The 19160-nt window shown below is 70.5% G+C and carries 18 protein-coding genes; 7 read left to right on the forward strand and 11 right to left on the reverse strand.

Annotated elements, in window-relative coordinates; all coding sequences use genetic code 11:
* The first annotated feature begins 2 nt into the window (after positions 1-2).
* A complete protein-coding gene (gene gatB / locus G9Q37_RS18215) occupies positions 3-1487 on the forward strand; it encodes an Asp-tRNA(Asn)/Glu-tRNA(Gln) amidotransferase subunit GatB (RefSeq protein WP_166229466.1) in 1485 nt (494 codons plus the stop codon).
* Positions 1488-1508: 21 nt separating this feature from the next.
* Here gatB and G9Q37_RS18220 read toward each other — a convergent pair whose 3' ends face one another.
* Together G9Q37_RS18220 and pyrE are read right to left on the reverse strand one after the other, a co-directional pair.
* A complete protein-coding gene (locus G9Q37_RS18220) occupies positions 1509-2165 on the reverse strand; it encodes a DUF4124 domain-containing protein (RefSeq protein WP_240936429.1) in 657 nt (218 codons plus the stop codon).
* A gap of 14 nt (positions 2166-2179) precedes the next feature.
* A complete protein-coding gene (gene pyrE, locus G9Q37_RS18225) occupies positions 2180-2878 on the reverse strand; it encodes an orotate phosphoribosyltransferase (protein ID WP_166229468.1) in 699 nt (232 codons plus the stop codon).
* Between the two features lie 12 nt (positions 2879-2890).
* On the opposite strand from pyrE, the gene G9Q37_RS18230 reads away from it, so the two are divergent.
* Together G9Q37_RS18230 and G9Q37_RS18235 are read left to right on the forward strand one after the other, a co-directional pair.
* Entirely contained in the window at positions 2891-3685 is a 795-nt protein-coding gene (locus G9Q37_RS18230) for an exodeoxyribonuclease III (protein ID WP_166229470.1), read from the forward strand.
* Between the two features lies 1 nt (position 3686).
* Positions 3687-4328 carry an MBL fold metallo-hydrolase gene (locus G9Q37_RS18235; protein ID WP_166229472.1) on the forward strand — a complete coding sequence of 214 codons (642 nt, stop codon included), beginning with the start codon at positions 3687-3689 and terminating at the stop codon, positions 4326-4328.
* A 95-nt stretch (positions 4329-4423) separates the two neighbouring features.
* Here the strand turns inward: G9Q37_RS18235 and G9Q37_RS18240 are convergent, their stop codons facing one another.
* From G9Q37_RS18240 to G9Q37_RS18270, 7 genes are read right to left on the reverse strand one after another with little or no spacing between them, the layout of a single operon-like run.
* Complete coding sequence (locus tag G9Q37_RS18240) at positions 4424-5407, reverse strand: Bug family tripartite tricarboxylate transporter substrate binding protein (protein WP_166229474.1); 984 nt, start codon at positions 5405-5407, stop codon at positions 4424-4426.
* A 43-nt stretch (positions 5408-5450) separates the two neighbouring features.
* Positions 5451-6050 (reverse strand): SRPBCC family protein, encoded by a 600-nt coding sequence (locus tag G9Q37_RS18245; protein ID WP_166229476.1) that lies wholly within the window; start codon positions 6048-6050, stop codon positions 5451-5453.
* 17 nt (positions 6051-6067) lie between these two features.
* Positions 6068-6802 (reverse strand): enoyl-CoA hydratase/isomerase family protein, encoded by a 735-nt coding sequence (locus G9Q37_RS18250; protein ID WP_166229478.1) that lies wholly within the window; start codon positions 6800-6802, stop codon positions 6068-6070.
* Between the two features lie 32 nt (positions 6803-6834).
* Positions 6835-7656: an alpha/beta fold hydrolase gene (locus G9Q37_RS18255; protein ID WP_166229480.1), complete on the reverse strand. Its 822-nt coding sequence runs from the start codon at positions 7654-7656 to the stop codon at positions 6835-6837.
* Positions 7657-7658: 2 nt separating this feature from the next.
* Positions 7659-10073, reverse strand: a complete 2415-nt coding sequence (locus tag G9Q37_RS18260; RefSeq protein WP_166229482.1) for a xanthine dehydrogenase family protein molybdopterin-binding subunit — start codon at positions 10071-10073, stop codon at positions 7659-7661.
* Positions 10070-10561 carry a (2Fe-2S)-binding protein gene (locus tag G9Q37_RS18265; RefSeq protein WP_166229484.1) on the reverse strand — a complete coding sequence of 164 codons (492 nt, stop codon included), beginning with the start codon at positions 10559-10561 and terminating at the stop codon, positions 10070-10072. The genes G9Q37_RS18260 and G9Q37_RS18265 overlap by 4 nt, the downstream gene beginning before the upstream one ends.
* A 13-nt stretch (positions 10562-10574) precedes the next feature.
* The gene (locus G9Q37_RS18270; RefSeq protein ID WP_166229486.1) at positions 10575-11462 is read right to left on the reverse strand and encodes an FAD binding domain-containing protein; all 888 of its coding nucleotides are present in this window, start codon (positions 11460-11462) and stop codon (positions 10575-10577) included.
* Positions 11463-11653: 191 nt separating this feature from the next.
* Between G9Q37_RS18270 and gcvA the strand changes: the two genes are divergently transcribed.
* Positions 11654-12601 (forward strand): transcriptional regulator GcvA, encoded by a 948-nt coding sequence (gene gcvA, locus G9Q37_RS18275; RefSeq protein WP_166229488.1) that lies wholly within the window; start codon positions 11654-11656, stop codon positions 12599-12601.
* Positions 12602-12634: 33 nt separating this feature from the next.
* Here gcvA and G9Q37_RS18280 read toward each other — a convergent pair whose 3' ends face one another.
* A complete protein-coding gene (locus G9Q37_RS18280; protein ID WP_166231476.1) occupies positions 12635-13501 on the reverse strand; it encodes a M48 family metallopeptidase in 867 nt (288 codons plus the stop codon).
* Between the two features lie 58 nt (positions 13502-13559).
* Between G9Q37_RS18280 and G9Q37_RS18285 the strand changes: the two genes are divergently transcribed.
* From G9Q37_RS18285 to G9Q37_RS18295, 3 genes are all read left to right on the forward strand, one after another.
* Complete coding sequence (locus tag G9Q37_RS18285; protein WP_166229490.1) at positions 13560-14921, forward strand: AmpG family muropeptide MFS transporter; 1362 nt, start codon at positions 13560-13562, stop codon at positions 14919-14921.
* A gap of 192 nt (positions 14922-15113) precedes the next feature.
* Entirely contained in the window at positions 15114-15788 is a 675-nt protein-coding gene (locus G9Q37_RS18290) for a hypothetical protein (RefSeq protein WP_166229492.1), read from the forward strand.
* Positions 15789-15885: 97 nt separating this feature from the next.
* Positions 15886-17571, forward strand: coding sequence for an ATP-binding response regulator (locus G9Q37_RS18295; protein WP_166229494.1), 1686 nt, complete (start codon positions 15886-15888; stop codon positions 17569-17571).
* A gap of 36 nt (positions 17572-17607) precedes the next feature.
* Here the strand turns inward: G9Q37_RS18295 and G9Q37_RS18300 are convergent, their stop codons facing one another.
* Positions 17608-19104, reverse strand: a complete 1497-nt coding sequence (locus G9Q37_RS18300; RefSeq protein WP_166229496.1) for a class I adenylate-forming enzyme family protein — start codon at positions 19102-19104, stop codon at positions 17608-17610.
* Positions 19105-19160 lie beyond the last annotated feature (56 nt).

The raw sequence follows: 19160 nt of genomic DNA on the forward strand, positions 1-19160 counted from the left end.
CCATGAGCAAGACCACCACCTCCCTGCTGGTGCAAGGCTACGAAGTCGTGATCGGCTTCGAGACCCACGCCCAGCTCGCCACGCAGTCCAAGATCTTCAGCCGCGCGGCCACCGCCTTCGGCGCCGAGCCCAACACCCAGGCCTGCGCCGTCGACCTGGCCCTGCCCGGCACGCTGCCCGTGATGAACCGCGAGGCCGTGGCCTGCGCGATCCGCTTCGGCCTGGCCGTGGGCTCGCACGTGGCCGAGCGCAGCGTGTTCGCGCGCAAGAACTACTTCTACCCCGACCTGCCCAAGGGCTACCAGATCAGCCAGTTCGAGATCCCGGTGGTGCAGGGCGGCGCGGTGAGCTTCTTCCTCGGCGACGAGAAGAAGACCGTGCGCCTGGTGCGCGCCCACCTCGAGGAAGACGCGGGCAAATCGCTGCACGAAGACTTCATCGGGCAAAGCGGCATCGACCTCAACCGCGCGGGCACGCCGCTGCTCGAGATCGTGACCGAGCCTGACATCCGCTCCAGCGCCGAGGCCGTGGCCTACGCCAAGGAGCTGCACAAGATCGTGACCTGGATCGGCATCTGCGACGGCAACATGCAGGAGGGCTCGTTCCGCTGCGACGCCAACGTGTCGGTGCGCAAGCCGGGCCAGCCGCTGGGCACGCGGCGCGAGATCAAGAACCTGAACTCGTTCAAGTTCATGCAGCAGGCCATTGACTACGAGGTGCGCTGGCAGATCGAGCAGATCGAAGACGGCCATGCCATTCAGCAGGCCACGGTGCTGTTCGACCCGGACAGCGGCGAGACCCGCGCCATGCGCACCAAGGAAGACGCGGCCGACTACCGCTACTTCCCCGACCCCGACCTGCCGCCGCTGGTGATCGCGCGCGACTGGGTGGCCCAGGTGCAGGCCGCCATGCCCGAGCTGCCGCGCGCCATGGCCGAGCGCTTCGTGGCGCAGTACGGCCTGCCCGAGTACGACGCCACCACGCTCACGCAGAGCCCTGCCATGGCGGCCTACTTCGAAACCGCGGCCCAGGCCAGCGGCCAGGCCAAGATGGCCAGCAACTGGGTGATGGGCGAGGTCTCGCGCCGGCTCAACGCCGAAGAGCGCGGCATCGCCGAGGCGCCCGTGAGCGCGGCGCAGCTGGGCGCGCTGCTGCAGCGCATCGCCGACGGCACGGTGTCGAACAACGCGGCCAAGCAGGTGATGGACGCGCTCTGGAGCGGCGAGGGTGCGAGCGGCCAGGTGCAGGACGCGCGCGCGCAGATCGACGCCGTCATCGAGGCCAAGGGCCTCAAGCAGGTCAGCGACAGCGGCGCGATCGAGAAGATCATCGACGAGGTGATGGCCGCCAACGCCGAGATGGTGGCGCAGTTCCGCGCCGGCAAGGACAAGGCCTTCAACGCGCTCGTGGGCCAGGTGATGAAGGCCAGCAAGGGCAAGGCCAACCCGCAGCAGGTGAACGACCTGCTGCGCCAGAAACTCGGCTGAACAGGCTCCCGGCCCGCCGCTTCAGCGGTTGGCCGGGACCTGCGCGCTCCAGAGCTGCTGGAGCTTGGCGAGTTCTTCGTCGAAGCGCTGCGCCACGCGCTTCTTCTCCTGCTCCTGCTCGGCCAGGAAGCGCTTCTGCAGTTCCATCTGCTTCTCGTTGTCGTCGCGCTTGCGCTTGAGCCAGGCTGGCGCCTTGGCCGGGTCGGCCTTGTAGAACTCGAACTCGGTGTCGATCTCCTTGCGCTGCGCGGCCAGCGCGAGCTCGCGCTTGTTCACGGCCGCGATCACCTCGTCGATCTGCGACAGCGCTTCCTGGCGCTCCTTGTCGTGCACCGCGGCCGAGGGGTAGCGGATCAGCAGCGCGCGGTTGCGGCGCTTCTCTTCGGCCAGGCGCGCTTCCTTCTCGGCCTCGGCGCGGCGCTGGGCTTCCACACGCTCGCGCTCCTCGCGGGTGTAGCTCGGCGGAATGGTCTCGCGCACGGTGCCGGTGCGGCCCATGCGCTGCTGTTCGCGGTCGAGGCAGTCGGTGATGGGCCGGTCGGAGGTGATGCGCCGGCCCTTGCTGTCGGTGCAGGTGTAGATGCTCTGCGCCGCGGCCATGCCCGACACCAGCGCGCCCAGCGCGAGGACGGCGGCGGCGCGCATCAGGGTCGGGGGCAGCGGGGCAGGTCGGTGCATGGTGGTGTTCGGTCCTAGACGCCGTAGCGTTCGCGGTAGGCCAGCACCCGTTCGCGGTGGATGGCGATCTCGCCACCGGCCTGACCGTCCAGATACTGGAGCAAATCCTCCAGCCTCGCAATCGCACAAACCTGCAGGCCGAGCTGGCGCTGCACGTATTGCACGGCACTGTGATCCACGTCGCGGACCACGCCGTCGGTACCGACCTCGGTGGCCTTTTCCTGGCGGTCCAGCGCGATCGCCACCGCGCTGGGCGTGGCGCCCGCGGCGCGGATCAGCGCGATCGACTCGCGCGCGGCCGTGCCCGCGCTCATCACGTCGTCCACGATCAGCACCCGCCCCCGCAGCGGCGCGCCCACCAGGGTGCCGCCCTCGCCGTGGTCCTTGGCCTCCTTGCGGTTGTAGGCGAAGGGCACGTTGCGGCCCAGCCGCGCGAGCTCGATCGCCACCGCCGCGCCCAGGGGAATGCCCTTGTAGGCGGGACCGAAGATCATGTCGAAGGCGATGCCGCTGTCGATCAGGGCGCGTGCATAGAATTCCGCGAGCCGGCCCAGCTTGGCGCCGTCGTCGAACAGGCCTGCGTTGAAGAAGTAGGGCGAGAGCCGGCCGGCCTTGGTCTTGAACTCGCCGAACTTCAGCGCGCCGGCCTCGACGCAGAACTTCACGAATGCCTGTGCCAGCGCTTGCTCGGCCGGGGCGACTGCCTTCACCATGGAAATGTCCTTGTGTTCAACCTGACCAGCCTCAACCTCAACGGCATCCGCTCGGCCACCACCAAAGGGCTCGAAGCCTGGGTCGCCCAAAGTGCGCCGGATTGTATTTGCGTGCAGGAAGTCAAGGCCCAGGCGGCCGACGTCGCCGGTCGCTTCGAGACCCTGGCCGGGCTGCGCGGCCATTACCACTTCGCCGAGAAGAAGGGCTACGCGGGCACCGCGGTGTTCACGCGCCATGAGCCCAGTGACGTGCGGACCGGCTTCGACGGCGGCGAATTCGACACCGAAGGCCGCTACACCGAGCTGCGCTTCGACACGCCGCAGCGCAGGTTCTCGATCCTCAGCGTGTACTTTCCCAGCGGCTCCTCGGGCCCCGAGCGCCAGGAAGCCAAGTACCGCTTCCTCGCGGCCTTCCTGCCGCACCTGATCTCGCTCAAGGCCGAACGCGAATTCATCCTGTGCGGCGACGTGAACATCGCGCACACGCAGAACGACCTCAAGAACTGGCGCAGCAACCAGAAGAACAGCGGCTTCCTGCCCGAGGAGCGGGCCTGGATGTCGCACCTGCTCAGCGACGACGTGGGCCTGATCGACGTCTACCGCCGCCTGCAGCCCGACACCACCGACGCCTGCTACACATGGTGGAGCAACCGCGGCCAGGCCTGGGCCAACAACGTGGGGTGGCGGCTCGACTACCACCTGGCCACGCCCGCGACCGCGGCGCTCGCGCGCACCGAGTCCATCTACAAGGCGCAGCGCTTCTCGGACCACGCGCCGATCACCATCGGCTACGACATGACGCTCTGAGATGCTGCGCTACCTCACCGTCCCCGTCACCGCCTTTGCCCAGAACTGCTCCATCGTGTGGTGCGACGCCACGCTGGAGGCCGCCATCGTCGACCCGGGCGGCGACCTCGATCGCCTGCTCGCCGAGGTGCAGCGCCTGGGCGTGACGCTCAAGGCCATCTGGCTCACGCACGCCCACATCGACCACGCGGGCGCCACGGCCGAACTCGCGCAGCGCCTGTCGCTGCCCATCGTGGGCCCGCACGAGGGCGACCGCTTCTGGATCGACGCGCTGCCACAGCAGGGCGCGATGTTCGGCTTTCCGCCGAGCCAGGCCTTCACGCCCACGCGCTGGCTGCACGACGGCGACACGGTGCAGATCGGCCATTGCACGCTGGCCGTGCGCCACTGCCCGGGCCACACGCCGGGCCATGTGGTGTTTCACTCGGCCGAGGCGCAGCGCGCCTTCGTGGGCGACGTGCTGTTCGTGGGCAGCATCGGCCGCACCGACTTCCCGGGCGGCAACCACGCCGAACTGCTGGCCAGCATCCGCGAGCGGCTCTGGCCCATGGGCGACGAGACCGTGTTCATCCCCGGCCACGGGCCCGAGGGCTCGTTCGGGCAGGAGCGGCGCTTCAACCCCTACGTGGGGGAGCGCGGCTAGAGCCGCGCGATCCGGCGCCGGGCCGCCCCAAGCCGGATCAGCCCCCTCGGGGGGCAGCGACCCGCGCAGCGGCGGAGCGTGGGGGCCCGTTGGTTTCAGTCCAGGGTGACCTTGCTCTGGCGCACCACCTCGCCCCAGTGCGCGTACTCGCTGCGCATGTAGGCGGCGGCCTCGGCCGGGCTCGCGCTGAAGCGCGGGATGGCGCCGATCTGCAGCAGGCGGGCTTCCACCTCGGGCGTTCGCATGGCCTTGTTCATGGCTTCGAACGTGGCCTGCACCAGCGCCTTGTCGGTGTTGGCGGGGTAGATCAGCATGAGCCAGGTGCTGGCGCTGAAACCCTCGAAGCCCTGTTCCGCGATGGTGGCCACGCCGGGAAAGGCCGCCATGCGCTGCGGCGTGCCCGTGCCCAGCGCCTTGAGCTGGCCGGACTGCACGAAGGGCCGCACCGCGGCCGCGGTTTCGAGCGCCACCGAGACCTGGCCGGCCACCACGTCGGTGAGGCCGGGCGCGCTGCCGCGGTAGGGCACGTGCAGCATGTCGATGCCCGCGCGGCGCTTGAGCGCTTCCATGGCCAGGTGCGACACCGTGCCGTTGCCCGATGACGCGTGCGTGAGCCGGCCCGGGTGGGCCTTGGCGTAGCGCACCAGGTCGGCCACGTTCTGGAAGGGCAGCGAGGGGTGGCACACGAGCACGAAAGGCAGGTCGCCGAGCAGGCCCACGGCCTCGAAATCCTTGAGCGCGTCGTAGGGCACGGACTTGTACATGTGCGGCGTGGCCGCGACCGCCGACATGTGGGTGAGCATCATCACGCTGCCATCGGCCGGCGATTTGGCGACCTGGCCCATGGCGATGCTGCCGCCCTGGCCGGGCTTGTTGTCCACGATGTAGGTGTCGCCCGTGACGCCCTTGAGCTGGTCGGCCAGCAGGCGCGCCACGATGTCCGTGGCCTGGCCCGGCGGAAAGCCGACCACGATCTTCACGGCGCGCGCGGCGCGGCCTTGCGCGCCGGCGGCCGATGCCAGCGTGGCGCCCGCGGTGGCCAGCACCAGGGTGCGGCGGTTGATGCCAGGGGTTTTCATGTTGGTGTCTCCTCTAGGGGGGTGGGTTGTCGCGCAAATCGGCTCAATGCGCCAGCGCCAGGCCGACCGTGGCGGCCAGGGCGCCCGCCAGGGCCGCCGCCAGCAGCCAGCCGCCCGACAGCCGGCGCACGGGCTTTGGAGGGGTGGGGGTATGTGGCACGGCGCGGGGTGCGAGGTCCGCCGCGGCGGCCGGGGCCGGCGCGGCCGCGGCGAGCTGGGCCGTGAAGGCCTCGAAGAAGTCGCCGGCCATCTTGCGCGCCACGCTCTCGATCAGCCGCGAGCCCACCTGCGCGAGCTTGCCGCCGACCTGGGCCTGCGCGCTGTAGCGCAGCTCGGTGCCCTCGGCGACCGGGTCGAGCCACACGTCGGCGCTGCCGCGGCCGAAGCCGACCGCGCCGCCCTGGCCTTCGAAGCGCAGGGTGCACGAGGCGGGGACGGTCGCGTCGTCGATGTGCAGCTGGCCGTTGAAGCGCGCGCGCAGCGGGCCGATGGTGGCGGCCATGACCAGCTCGAAGCGCTCGGGCGCGGCGCGCACCACGGACTCGCAGCCGGGCAGGCAGCGCTGCAGCACCGCGGGGTCGTTGAGGGCGTCCCACACGCGCTCGCGCGGGCTGGGAATGGAGCGGTTGCCGGTGATGTTCATGCGGGTCTCGTGGGCGGTCAGTGGGCTTTCTTCTTCATGGCGCTCGCGGTGTTCACCATCGAGTGCAGGCTGCGCGCGTAGTCGATCGCGCCCTGTTCGTCCATGCGCGGCGCCACGCGCAGGTATTCCTTGAGACCCAGCAGCGCGGGCCGCGGCCGCGACAGCAGCAGGCCCAGGAATCGCTCGACCTCGGCATCGAGCTGCGCGGCGGGCACCACCTGGCTCACCAGGCCGTAGGCCAGCGCGCGTTCGGCGGCGATGAAGTCGGCGCTGTAGGCCATCCACAGCACGGCGTTGCGGTTCATGCGGTCGTACAGCGCCGACATCACCATGGTCGGCATCACGTTGTGGCCGATCTCGGGGATGTTGAAGCGCGCGCTGTCGGCCGCGAAGCTCACGTCGCACAGCGCGGCGATGGCGGCGCCGAAGCCCATGCAGCGGCCTTCGATCACGCCCACGATGGGCACCTTGGCGCCGCGCATGGCCTGGTAGCTGCCGAAGATGCCGTCGTACTCGTCGCGGCGCAGGTAGGCCTCGGCGGTGGGCGGCGTGGTGCCGGCGTCGCGCACGCGGCCGGTGCAGAAGTCGGGACCGGCGCTGCGCAGCAGCACCGCGTCGGCGCGCTCGTGCGCCGTGAGCAGCAACTGCGAGAGCGCGCTGGCCATGCTGTCGGAGACGCCGTTGTCTTCGGTGCGGTTGAGCGTGATGCGCAGCAGGCGGTCTTGTGCTTCGATGAGCAGGTGCGGGTGCATGGGTTCTCCGGTGGGGTGGGCGAAGGGATGGCTCAGTGGCCGTGGCGGCGGAAGTGGCGCAGCAGGGACTCGTTGAAGGCGCGGGCCTGCTCGATGTTGGGCAGGTGTCCGGCGTCGGCGATCACGTCGAGCGAGGCGCGCGGCATGCGCGCCTGGATGTCGCGCATGGCCTCGGGCAGCACGCCGTCGCGCGCGCCGACGATCAGCGTCGTGGGCGCGGCGATGGTGTGCACGCGGGGCAGGTAGTCGAGCCCCTGGATGGCGCGCGCGCAGCCGATGAAGCCCGAGACGGTGGTGTGCGCCGCGAGCTGGCGGAAGGTCTGGGCCACCTCGGGGTGGGTGTCGAGGTAGCGGTCGCCGAACCAGCGCTGCACCGTGGCGCGCGCCAGCGGCTGGCAGCTGTTGCTCTGCAGCGCCTGCTCGATGCGCTCGCTCCAGGGCGCGGCCACCTCGGGGGGCGCGTCGGCGCGCGCCGCGCACAGCACCAGGCTGATCACGCGGTCGGCGTGGTGGATGCCCAGGCCGAAGCCGCTCATGCCGCCGAGCGACAGGCCCACGTAGTGCGCGCGTTCGATGCCCAGCGCGTCGAGCACCGCGACCGCATCGGCCGCCAGCCCGTTCATGGTGACGGCCGCCATCGGGGCGGCCGAGGCGCCATGGCCGGTGGCGTCGACGCGCACCACGCAGTAGCCCTGGGCGAGCAGCTGCACGGCCTGGCTTTCCCACAGCGCGCTCGAGGTGAGGATGGAATGCCCCATCAGCACCACGGGGTCCTGCAGGTCGCCCTGGATCTGGACCGACAGCTCGCCATGGACGCCGGGCACGCGATGGCGCTGGATGCACAGACAGCTCATGATCAACTCCTGGTGGGGCGCGCGGCCTGCAGGGCGCGCCAGATGGCTTGCGGGGTCATGGGCAAGGCGTCGATGGCGGCGCCGGCCGGGGCCAGCGCGTCGTTGACGGCGCTGGCGATGGCGGCGGGGCCGCCGAGGTAGCCCGCTTCGCCCGAGCCCTTCTGGCCGAAGGTGGTGAGCGGGGAGGGGGTGCAGTGGTCGACGATGGTGATGGCCGGCACCTCGGCGGCGCTGGGCAGCAGGTAGTCCATGAAGGTGCCCGACAGCAGCTGGCCTTCGGGCGAGTAGGCGAACTTCTCGAACAGGGCCGCGCCCAGGCCGTGCGCGACGCCGCCCAGGGTCATGCCGTGCACGACGTCGGGGTTGATCATCACGCCGCAGTCGTGGCCCACCACGTAGCGGTGCAGCCGCACCTGGCCGGTCTGCGGGTCGAGGCTGGCGAGCACCAGGTGCGATTCGAACGAGTGGCACGGGTACATCTGCACGCGGCCGTCGGCCGTGGGCAGCTGCCCGCCCGTGGGCACCTCCCAGCAGAACTTCTCCTGCAGGCCCGGCTCCATGCCCGCGGGCATCTCGTGGTAATGGCGGTGCGCGATTTCCACCAGTTGCGCCCAGCCGATGCGGCGCGCGGGATCGGCCTGCACGAACACGTCGCCGTCTTCGTACACCAGGGCCTCGGGCGCCACGCCGAAGCGGTGCGCCGCGATGGCCAGCAGCTTGCTGCGCAGCAGCCGCGCCGCGCCCGCGGCCGCGCCGCCGAGCATGATCGCCATGCGGCTGCCCACGGGGCTGTTGGAGGGCAGGGCGTTGAGCGAGTCGGCGTGCAGCACGCGGATGCTGTCGGGGTGGCGCTGCAGCACCTCGCCCACCACGGTGGACACCAGGGTCTCGTGCGCCTGGCCCGCGCTCGACGTGCCCATGAGCGCGGTCACCGCGCCGTTGAGGTCGATGCGCACCAGGCAGGCGTCCATCCAGGTGGTGGTGAGGTTCTTGGGGTTGAACAGCGGCTCGAAGGCCGAGTTGCCGCCCGAGGGTTCGAGGCAGGTCGACAGGCCGATGCCCGCGAGCAGGCCCTGCGCGCGCAGCGCGTCGCGCTCGCGGCACAGCTCGGCGTAGGGCGCGGCGGCCAGCGCCTTGTCCATCACGGTCTCGTAGTCGCCCGAGTCGTAGTGCGTGCCGCTGGGGATGAGATAGGGAAAGGCGTTGGCGGGGATGAGATTGCGCCGGCGCAGCTCGATGCGGTCCATGCCCAGGAAGCGCGCGACCTTGTCCATGCCGGTCTCGATCGCGTAGTTGGTGGGCGACTGGCCGAAGCCGCGCACCGCTTCCTGCGGCGTCTTGTTCGTGAGCACCGCACAGGCGTCGTAGGTGACGCTCTCGATCGTGTAGGGGCCCACGATGGCGCCCACCGGCTTGCCCAGCTGCAGCGGCGAGCGGCCCGAGTAGGCGCCGATGTCTTCCAGGGCGCGCATGCGCATGGCGCGCACGCGGCCGTCGCCGTTGAAGGCGAGCTCGACGTCGAACAGCCGGTCGGGGCCCTGCATGTCGCCGCCGCGCATGTTCTCGAGCCGGTCCTCGAGGAAGCGCACCGGGCGGCCCAGCCGCTTCGCGAGGTAACCCACGAGGATGCTGTGCTTGAGGCCGCGCTTGACGCCGTAGCTGCCCCCCACGTCGACGTCGAAGTGCACGCGCACCGCGTTGCCGGGCAGCTGCAGGCAGGCCGCGAGCAGGTCGGGGTACTTGGGCATCTGGATCGAGGCCCAGACGTCGAGCATCTGCGTGGCGTCGCTCCACAGGCCCGTGACCACGAAGGTCTCGATCGGCACCGTGGCGCTGCGCGACCAGCGCACGCGGTAGGCCAGCGTGTGCTCGGCGGCCGCAAAGTGCGCGTCCACCGGGCCCCAGTCGAAGCGGCGCTGCCAGATCACGTTGCTGCCGTGCGCGGGGTGCACCAGCGGCGCGCCGGGCGCCATCGCGGCCTCGGGGTCGACCGCGTGCGGCAGCGGCTCGTACTCCACGTGCACGAGCTCGGCCGCGTCTTCGGCCAGCGCCCGCGACTCGGCCACCACGGCCACCACCCATTCGCCCGCGTAGCGCACCACGCCGCGCGCCAGCGGGTAGCGCGTGACGCTGGGCGCGTCCACGCCGGGCAGCATGGGCTTGATGGCGTCGTTCATCTGCTCGCCCGTGAGCGCGGCGTGCACACCGGGCAGTGCGAGCGCGGGCGAGGTGTCGATGGACACGATGCGCGCGCTGGCGTGCGGGCTGGCCACGATGGCCACGTGCAGCAGGCCGGGCAGGTGCACGTCGGCCGCGAAATGGCCCTGGCCCAGCACGAAGCGGCGGTGCTCCACCGCCCGGCGCGGCCGGCCGATGTACTTGAAGGCCTCGTAGGCCGGGTGGCGCGGCGCGCTCATTTCGACACCTCCGCCGCGGGCGCGGTGGCGCGCTTCACCGCGTCCACGATCTGCTGGTAGCCGGTGCAGCGGCACAGGTTGCCGCCGATGGCTTCGCGGATCTCGGCCTCGCTCGGGTGCGGCGTGCGCTCGATCAGCGCGTGGCACGCCACCAGCATGCCGGGTGTGCAGTAGCCGCACTGCAGCGCGTGCGCTTCGCAGAACGCGTCCTGCAGCGTCGAGAGCTGGCCCCGCTGCGGCGCCAGGCCTTCGACCGTGGTCACGGCCATGCCCTTGGCCTGCACCGCGAACAGGCAGCACGAGCGCACCGGCTCGCCGTCGAGCAGCACCGTGCAGGCGCCGCAGACGCCGTGCTCGCAGCCCACGTGGGTGCCGGTGAGGTGCAGGTGGTCGCGCAGGAAGTCGACCAGCGTGGTGCGCGCTTCCACCGTGCGCGGCTGGATCACGCCGTTGACGGCGATGTCGATGGAGACGAGCGGTGTGGCCATGGCGGGTGCGGTATCAGGGTTGAAGGGCGGCGGTGTGGCCTTGCGCGGCCTGCTGCAGCACGCGCGAGAGCGTCACCACGCCGAGGTGGCGCCGGTAGTCGGCGCTCGCGTGCAGGTCGGTGCCGGGCTCGGTCTGCGCCACGGCGGCGTGCGCGAGCTCGTCGGCCAGCCGCGCATCGATGCGTCGGCCCACGAGCTGCTGCGCGAGTTCGGGGAAGGCGCGCGGCGTGCCGTCGAGGCCGCCGAGGCCGAAGCTCGCGCGGCGGCACACGCCGTCGGCGTCGAGCTGGAGCTGGCAGGCGGCCGCGGCCATGGCGAAGTCACCGTGACGCATCGAGACCTCGCTGAAGGCCGTGCGAATGCCCTCGCCGGACCACACGGGCCAGTGCAGGTCGACCAGGCATTCGGTCTCGCCGGTGGCGGTGAACATGGGGCCGAGGAAGAAGTCGCGCGCGGCGATGCGGCGCTCGCCGCCGGCGTGGCTGCGCAGGTGCAGCGAGGCGTCGAGCACCACGGCGGCCAGCGGCAGCTCGGCCGCCGGGTCGGCGTGCACCAGGCTGCCGCCCACCGTGCCGCGGTTGCGGGTCTGGATGTGGCCGACCCAGCGCAGCGCATCGCGCACCAGCGGCAGCGCGCGCGCGAGTTCGGCGCTGTGCTCGACCACGCGCTGCGGCGTGGTCGCGCCCATCTGCACCCCGCCCGGCCGGACCGCGAGCTGGCGCAGCTCGGACAGGCGGTTGATGTCGAGCAGCACCGCGGGACGCGCCAGCCGCATGGCCATCATGGGCACCAGGCTCTGGCCGCCGGCGATGGGCTTGGCCTCGTGGCCGTGGCGCTCGAGCAGCTCGAGCGCGTGCGCCAGCGAGTCGGCCAGGATGTATTCGAACGGGGCGGCTTTCATGGCGGTGCGGCGTGGATGTTGCGGTGCAAAAAATTCACGAACGGCTTGCGGGTTTCCCGGGCTCCTGGGAACATCGGTTTTCCCTGCTGCCTTGGGGAAAATTCTCGGCTTCGAGCCCCTGTCCAGCAATCGATCAAAGCTGGCGTAGCGTGAGAAAAACTCACGCTAAAACCACCCCACCCGAGCACCCGATGAGACGCCTGCCCCCCATGAACGCCGTGCGCGCCTTCGAGGCCGCGGCCCGCCACGTGAGCTTCACCAAGGCCGCCGACGAGCTCAACGTGACCCACGGCGCGGTGAGCCGGCAGGTGGCGCTGCTCGAGGAATGGCTGGGCACCGCGCTGTTCCACCGCGCGGCCTCGCAGCTCACGCTCACGGCCGACGGGCGCGCCTTCGCGACCGAGCTCACGTCCATGCTCGACCGGCTGGCCGTGCTCACCATGCACATGACGCAGAAGGCCGCGCCGACGGCGCTGGGCGTGAGCGCGCCGCCGACCTTCACCATGCGCTGGCTGATCCCGCGCATGTCGGGCTTCCAGCGCCGCCGCCCCGAGACCGAGGTGCGGCTCACCACCTCGCTGGCACCGGTGAACTTCCAGGAGCACCCTTACGACATCGCGATCCGCGGCGCGCTCGAGCCGCTCGCGGGCTGCCATTCGGTGCCCTTCATGACGGAAATCATCGTGCCCGTGTGCCACGCCGATCTGGTCGAGTCGGGCGGGCTGCGAACGCCCGCCGACCTGGCGCGCCAGACCCTGCTGCACTACGCGACCGAGCCCTACCCCTGGTCGGCCTGGCAGCGCGCCGCGGGCCTGGCGCCCACCGCGGGCGCGAGCGCGCTCAACTTCGAGCAGATGTACTTTGCGCTGCAGGCCGCGGCCGAAGGCCTGGGCGTGGTGCTGGTGCCGCTGTTCCTGGTGGCCGACGACATCGGGGCCGGCCGGCTGGCCGCGCCCTTCGGCCTGCAGGGCGCGATGCAGCGGCGCTACTACGCGAACACGGCGCTGGCCTCGGCGCGCAACCCCGCAGTGGCCGAGTTCCTGGCCTGGCTGGCCGAGGAGGGCCGCAGCACCGAGCGCTTCATCGCCGAGTGGGCGAAAGAGATGGGCTGGGCCCTGCCGTCGGCCGCGCCGGCCTGAGCCGCGGCCCCAACCCCGGTGTCAACCCCGGTGTCAGCCGCGCCGGGCCTGCTCGTACAGGCCCTGCACCTTGGGGATGTTGGCCTGCAGCTGGCGGATGCGGTCGGGGCCGCTGGGGTGGGTGGACAGGAAGCCCGGGGCCGCACCGCCGCCGGCCGCGGCCATCTTCTGCCACAGCGTGACGCTGGCCTGCGGCTCGTAGGCCGAGCGCGCCGCGAGCTCCAGGCCCACGAGGTCGGCCTCGGTCTCGTCGTCGCGGCTGTATTTGAGGCTGAGCAGCTGCGTGCCGAGGTTGGCCGCCACGTCGCCGAGCTGGCCCAGGCCCAGCAGCTGGGCCGCGATCGACAGGCCCATGCCGGTGGCGTTGGTCTTGGCCACGCGCGAGCGCGCGTGTTCGCGCAGCGCATGCGCCATCTCGTGGCCCATGATCATCGCGGCCTCGTCGTCGCTGAGCTGGAGCTTGTCGAGGATGCCGGTGTAGAAGGCGATCTTGCCGCCGGGCATGCAGAAGGCGTTGATCTGCTCGCTGCGGATCAGGTTGACCTCCCACTGCCAGCGCTTGGCGCGGTCGTTCCAGGGCGCGGCGTGCGGGATCTGGCGGCGCGCGATGTTGCGCAGGCGCTGGAGCTGCGGGTCGCTGGCGGGGGCCAGCGCGCCCTTGGCCCGGGCCTCGGCCATCATCTGGTCGTACTGCTTGTCGGCGGCGTTCTCGAGCTGCTCGGCAGGCACCAGGTTGCGCAGGGCCGACCCCTGGCCCACGTCGACCTGGGCGAGCGCGGGCGCGGCCGCGGCGGCACCGGCGGCGAGCACGAAGGCGCGGCGCGCCGACCACACGGGGTCGGGCCGGGGCCGTGCGGGTTCGGGAGCGAGGCGGGTCTTGAGGTCGCAGAGCAGGCACATGCGCGAATAATAGGCAAAGCCGATCACCCGTGCGTGACGGCCACACACCACCCATCGCATGCCGCCCGACCACGCCACCCCCGAGCCCGCCCCTCCCACCCGCCCGAGCTGGGCCCAGGCGCTGCGCGTCTACCTCGAGCCCGCGAGCCTGCGCATGTTCGCGCTCGGCTTCGCGGCCGGCCTGCCGTTGCTGCTGGTGCTGGGCACGCTGAGCTTCAGGCTGCGCGAGGCGGGCATCGACCGCACCACCATCGGCTACCTGAGCTGGGTCGGCCTGGCCTATGGCTTCAAGTGGTGCTGGGCGCCGCTGGTGGACCGGCTGCCGATCCCGCTGCTCACGCGCGCCCTGGGGCGGCGGCGCAGCTGGCTGCTGCTGTCGCAGCTGTGCATCGCGGCCGCGCTGGTGGGCATGGCGCTGGCCGATCCACGCCAGGGCCTGGAGGTGGTGGTGTGGTGCGCGCTCGCGGTGGCCTTCGCCTCGGCCACGCAGGACATCGCGCTCGACGCCTTCCGCATCGAGTCGGCCGACGCGCAGCGCCAGGGCGCGCTGGCCGCCACCTACCAGACCGGCTACCGGCTGGCCATGATCTGGGCCGGCGCGGGCGTGCTGTGGCTGGCCGCGCGCAACGAGATCGCGGGCGCGGGCTACCAGCAGGCCGGCTGGAGCACCGCCTACCTGGTGATGGCCGCGAGCATGGCGGTGGGCGTGGTGACCGTGCTGCTCTCGCGCGAGCCCGCGCGCGTGGAACTGCCGCCCGCGCGCAGTGCCGCCGAGTGGCTGCGCGGCGCGCTGATCGAGCCCTTTGCCGATTTCCTGCGCCGCTACGGCAAGCAGGCCGTGCTCATCCTCGCGCTGATCGGCGTCTACCGCATCAGCGACGTGGTGATGGGCATCATGGCCAACCCCTTCTACGTGGACATGGGCTACACCAAGGACCAGGTCGCCGCGGTGAGCAAGGTCTACGGCGTGATCATGACCCTGCTGGGCGCTTTCATCGGCGGGGCCATGGCCATGCGCATGGGCGTGATGCGCGTGCTCATGCTGGGCGCGGTGCTCTCGGCGGGCAGCAACCTGCTGTTCGCCTGGCTCGCCGGCGAACTGGGCCACAGCGCCAGCCTGACCGCGCTCATCTTCGTGATCTCGGCCGACAACCTCAGCGCGGGCGTGGCCTCGGCGGCCTTCATCGCCTACCTCTCGAGCCTCACCAACGTGAGCTACTCGGCCACGCAGTACGCGCTGTTCAGCTCGATGATGCTGCTTGCGCCCAAGTGGCTCGCGGGCTATTCGGGCGCCTTCGTCGATGCCCACGGTTACGTGCCTTTCTTCCTGGGCACGGCGGCGCTGGGCCTGCCGGTGCTGCTGCTGGTGTGGCTGGCCACGCGCTGGGTGGCGCGGCCGGCGCGTGGCCCAATTCTCTGAGGCGGCAGCAGAAGCGTCTGCGATAAGGGTCTCGTAGCGCCTGCTTCATGCGAGCGGCGCAGCCCTCCCGCGCCCGTTCATCTCCTGATCATTGCAACGCTGATTGCGCAGAGCGCGCAGGGTTTCCTGTCCCGAACAATGGGTCGGTGTCCATGGAAGGCACGCCCCGTTTGTATCCATCAGGAGACCATCATGTCGCACATCGCATCCAAGGCTCTCTCTTACGCCGCGCTCACCGCAGGCGAACCATCCCTGTTCCAGCGCACATTGCGCACCCCAGAGCAGCGCACGTCCATCGCGGAACTGCGCAAGCTATCAGCATCTGCGGTGGAAGAGGATCTTCGGCTAGGGCTGGGGCATGTGGATATCGTGAGAGACCAGATCGGAATGGTGTTCGCTTACGAGCGTGAAGGCCGCGTCGTGGCAACTTTGCGATTCGTGCCCAGTGGGCACGGCCTGACGGGTTTGGAGCGCCTGGCTGGAAGGGTAAAACTGCCTCTTGGCATCGTGGCCCCGGGCAGCTGGGAGGTAGGCCGTGTGGTGGTGGCTCCCGAGGCGAGGCACCCCGATCTCCTGGGGCAATGCTTTTCCCTGGCCTTGGTTGAAATCGTCCGCGCGCAAAACGCTCGCCGCTTTTATGCCATTGCAACACCTCTGATCGCTCGCTTGTGGCGGCGCTATGGGATGCAGGAGACGGCCGCGATTCGCGGCGTCAGCGGCAAGGAATACAAGATCATGCAAGGGCGTCCGGTCGACGTGGGAGCGGCGCTGCATATGCCCGCTGGCCTGTTGACGTCGGCAACCGGACCGACCTCGGTTCGCACTGTTAAGGCATTGCCTTCGTGCCCGGCGGTGCCCTTGGGCTGAGTCGTCATCGCGCCCATCGGCGCTTGCCAGACGCAGGAACTGAGGGGGAGTATGAGTCTCGCGCCTTCCCTATCGTCTCGCGCAAAGGAGGAAGGCGATGCGTGCATTGATTCGGCGTCTCTCAGAGAGCTACCGTTCCTACCATGAGAGCAACAAATCTCTGCTCGAATGGATTGGCGTGGTCGGTGCAATTGCCTTCCCGCTTCTGTATGCCTTGAGGCTCACAGGAAAGTTGCCGCCGCTGTACGACGACTTCGCCCTGCGTACGGTGGCGACGTTGTGCTGTTTGCTGCTGGCCCTGCGCCGATGGTGGCCTGAGCGCTTGCAGCCAAGCTATGCCTTGTTTTCCTACGGTGCGGTGCTGTATTGCCTCGCGTTCATGTTGCCGCTTACGTTGCTGCACAACCGCGCCACCACACCCGTGGCCGTAAACATGGTGGTAAGCGTGGTGCTGGTGGTGCTGCTCACGGATTGGCGCAATACCTTGGTCATGCTGACGTGCGGCTACACGCTCAGCGCGATCACCTACTGGTTCACTGCAGCCGATCCCCGCTGGCCCGTCGACTTTCTGCTGTGGTGGTTTCCAGTGTGTGGCGTGCTGGTTGCGGGGGGTGGGATCGGCAAGCACGTGGAAAAGCAAGCCGAGCTCGAGAGATTGCGCCGCCTCTATGCAGGCCTTGCTGGTTCGATCGCTCATGAGGTGCGTACCCCCCTGGCCCAGATTCAGCAGGTCATCGATTTGGCCGTTGCCCGCCTGCCTCCCGCATCCGATGCCGCCACTCTGCTTGTGCAAGGCCAGCAGGCCGTGCGCCGCGGCCTCCAGGCCGTGACGATCACGCTGCAGCAAATCAGCGGTAAGCCCTTGGACCCCGCGGATTTCAAGGTCCTGTCAGCGGCGCATTGCCTGCGCAAGATTCTCGATGCCTACGCCTACGACACGGCGTTGGCCCGTGAGCGGGTTCATCTGCAGGTCGAGGAGGACTTCTGCTTCCGAGGCGACGAAACCGCCTTTGAGCTGACCGTGTTCAACCTGCTCAAGAATGCTCTGTACTACCTGCCGTTGCATCCGCAGATGGACGTACAGATCCGGGTCTTGCGGCACCCGCAGCCGTGCGTCGTGGTGCGCGACAGCGGCCCGGGCATGGATCCTTCGCTGCTGCCGCGTCTGTTCGGCGAATTCGAAACCCGTGGAAAGACCGAAGGCACCGGCCTGGGTCTGGCCTTTTGCCGCCGGGTGCTGGACGCGTTCGGGGGCAGTATCCAGTGCCGCTCCCAACGCGGTGTGTTCACCGAGTTCATGTTGAGCCTGCCTGCGTGCACGGCGTCCGAGAGTGCGCGGGCTTGCCTGCCCGATCCAGAGCCAGGTGGGCTCAGGGGACGCACCTTGTTGGTGGTGGACGACCAGACATTCAATCGCGTGGTCGCCAAGACCATGCTGACCCGCCTTGGAGCCTATGTGTTGCAGGCGGAGCACGGTGAACAAGCCCTCGGCCTGCTGCGCGGTGGTTGTGTGCCCGACGCCATCCTGATGGACGTGAGCATGCCCGGCCTGGACGGCATGGCCACGACGCGCTTGTTGCGCGCGATGCCGGGTCCGGCGGGCAGGGTGCCGGTGTTGGCCCTGACCGCCAACGATTCCACCGCCCAGGAAAGCGCGGCCCACGCGGCCGGGATGCAAGGGGTGCTGGGCAAGCCGATCGATGCCCAAGCACTCGAGCACGCGCTGCTCAGGATTTGCCGACAGCGCTTGGCAATGCCTTCAGGGCATGCTTCCGGGGCCTGAGGGCAGGCTCCGCCGCGTGCGGCCTGGGGCGCTCGCTCAGCGCTGGCTCACCAGCCAGGCCCGGATCGCCGGCTTGACCAGCTTGCCCAGCGCGGTGCGCGGCAGCGCGTCGACGCGGCGCCACTGGCGCGGCCACTTGTAGCGCGCCAGGCGGCCGTGCAGCGCGGCCTCCACGCCGCTCACCCAGTCGTCGGGCGCGCCTTCGCGCAGCACCACCACGGCCACGCAGACCTCGCCCCAGCGCTCGTCGGGCTGGCCCACGACCGCGCACTCGGCCACCCAGGGGTGCTCGGCCAGCAACTGCTCGATCTCGGCCGGGTAGATGTTCTCGCCGCCCGAGATGATCATGTCCTTGGATCGGCCCACGACCACGTAGTGGCCTTGCGGCTCCTGGCGCGCGAGGTCGCCGCTGTGGAAGAAGCCTTCGGTGTCGACCGCGTCCACGTCGGGCCAGTACAGCGCGACCACGTTGGGCCCGCGCACGCAGATCTCGCCCACGCGGCCGCGCGCCACGGGCTCGCCCTGCGGGTCGACCAGCTTCACCTCCACACCCGGCGCGGGCCAGCCGCAGGAGCCCGCGAATTCCTGCGCGTGCTCGGGGCCGAGCGCGATCGAGAACGGGCCGGTTTCGGTGCTGCCGTAGACGTTGCACACCGGCACGCCGCGCGCGTGGCAGGCGCGCAGCAGCTCGGCCGGCAGCAGGCTGGAGCCGGCCCAGATCGCGCGCAGGCACGACAGGTCGACCGCGCCCCAGTGCGGGTGCTGCACCAGGGCCTGCAGCGTGGCGGGCACCTGCAGCGTGAGCGTGGGGCGCTCGCGCGCGATCGTGTCGAGCACGGCGCCGGGGTCGAAGCGGCGGTGCAGCAGCACGCGCGCGCCCACCGACAGGGCCGGCAGGGTCTGGATGCACAGGCCGCCGACGTGGAACAGCGGCAGCGCCGTGAGCACGGTGTCGCGCTCGCTCAGGCCCTGGGCGGGCGCGGCGATCGCCAGGTTGGCGAGCAGGTGGGCCTGGGTGTGCACCGCGCCCTTGGGGTTGCCCGTGGTGCCCGAGGTGTAGACGATGAGCGCGGCGTCGCCCGGGCGGCCCTGGTCGGGCAGCGGCTCGACGGGCGTGGTGTCGAGTGTGTCGACCGCAATGGCGCGCAGGCCTTCGGTGGCCGCGAGCGCGCGCGCGGGTTCGGCAAAGGCCTCGTCGTGCACCAGGCACAGGGGCGCGCAGTCGTCGAGGATGGCGGCCCATTCGGCCGGCGAGAGGCGGTGGTTGAGCGGCACCAGCACCGCGCCGCGCAGGGCCAGCGCGAACAGCAGCGCGATCTGGGCCGGGTGGTTGAAGCCGAGCCAGGCCACGCGCAGCCCGCGCTCCACGGGCAGGGCCCGCGCCAGCGCGTGCGCGCGTTCGGCCAGGGTGGCGTAGTCCAGCCGCTGCCAGCGGGCGTCGGCGCCGTCCCATTGCAGGGCGGTGTGCCGCGGATGGGCGGCGGCGCGCTGCGCGAGCAGGGCGCCCAGGGTGCTTGCGGGTTCCAACGACATTTACCGGACTTTACGTGGGGCTCAAGCGGCGGACACCGCCACTGGTCAGCATCGCG

This window comes from Hydrogenophaga crocea (genome assembly GCF_011388215.1).
In the GTDB taxonomy this organism is placed as follows: domain Bacteria; phylum Pseudomonadota; class Gammaproteobacteria; order Burkholderiales; family Burkholderiaceae_C; genus Hydrogenophaga; species Hydrogenophaga crocea.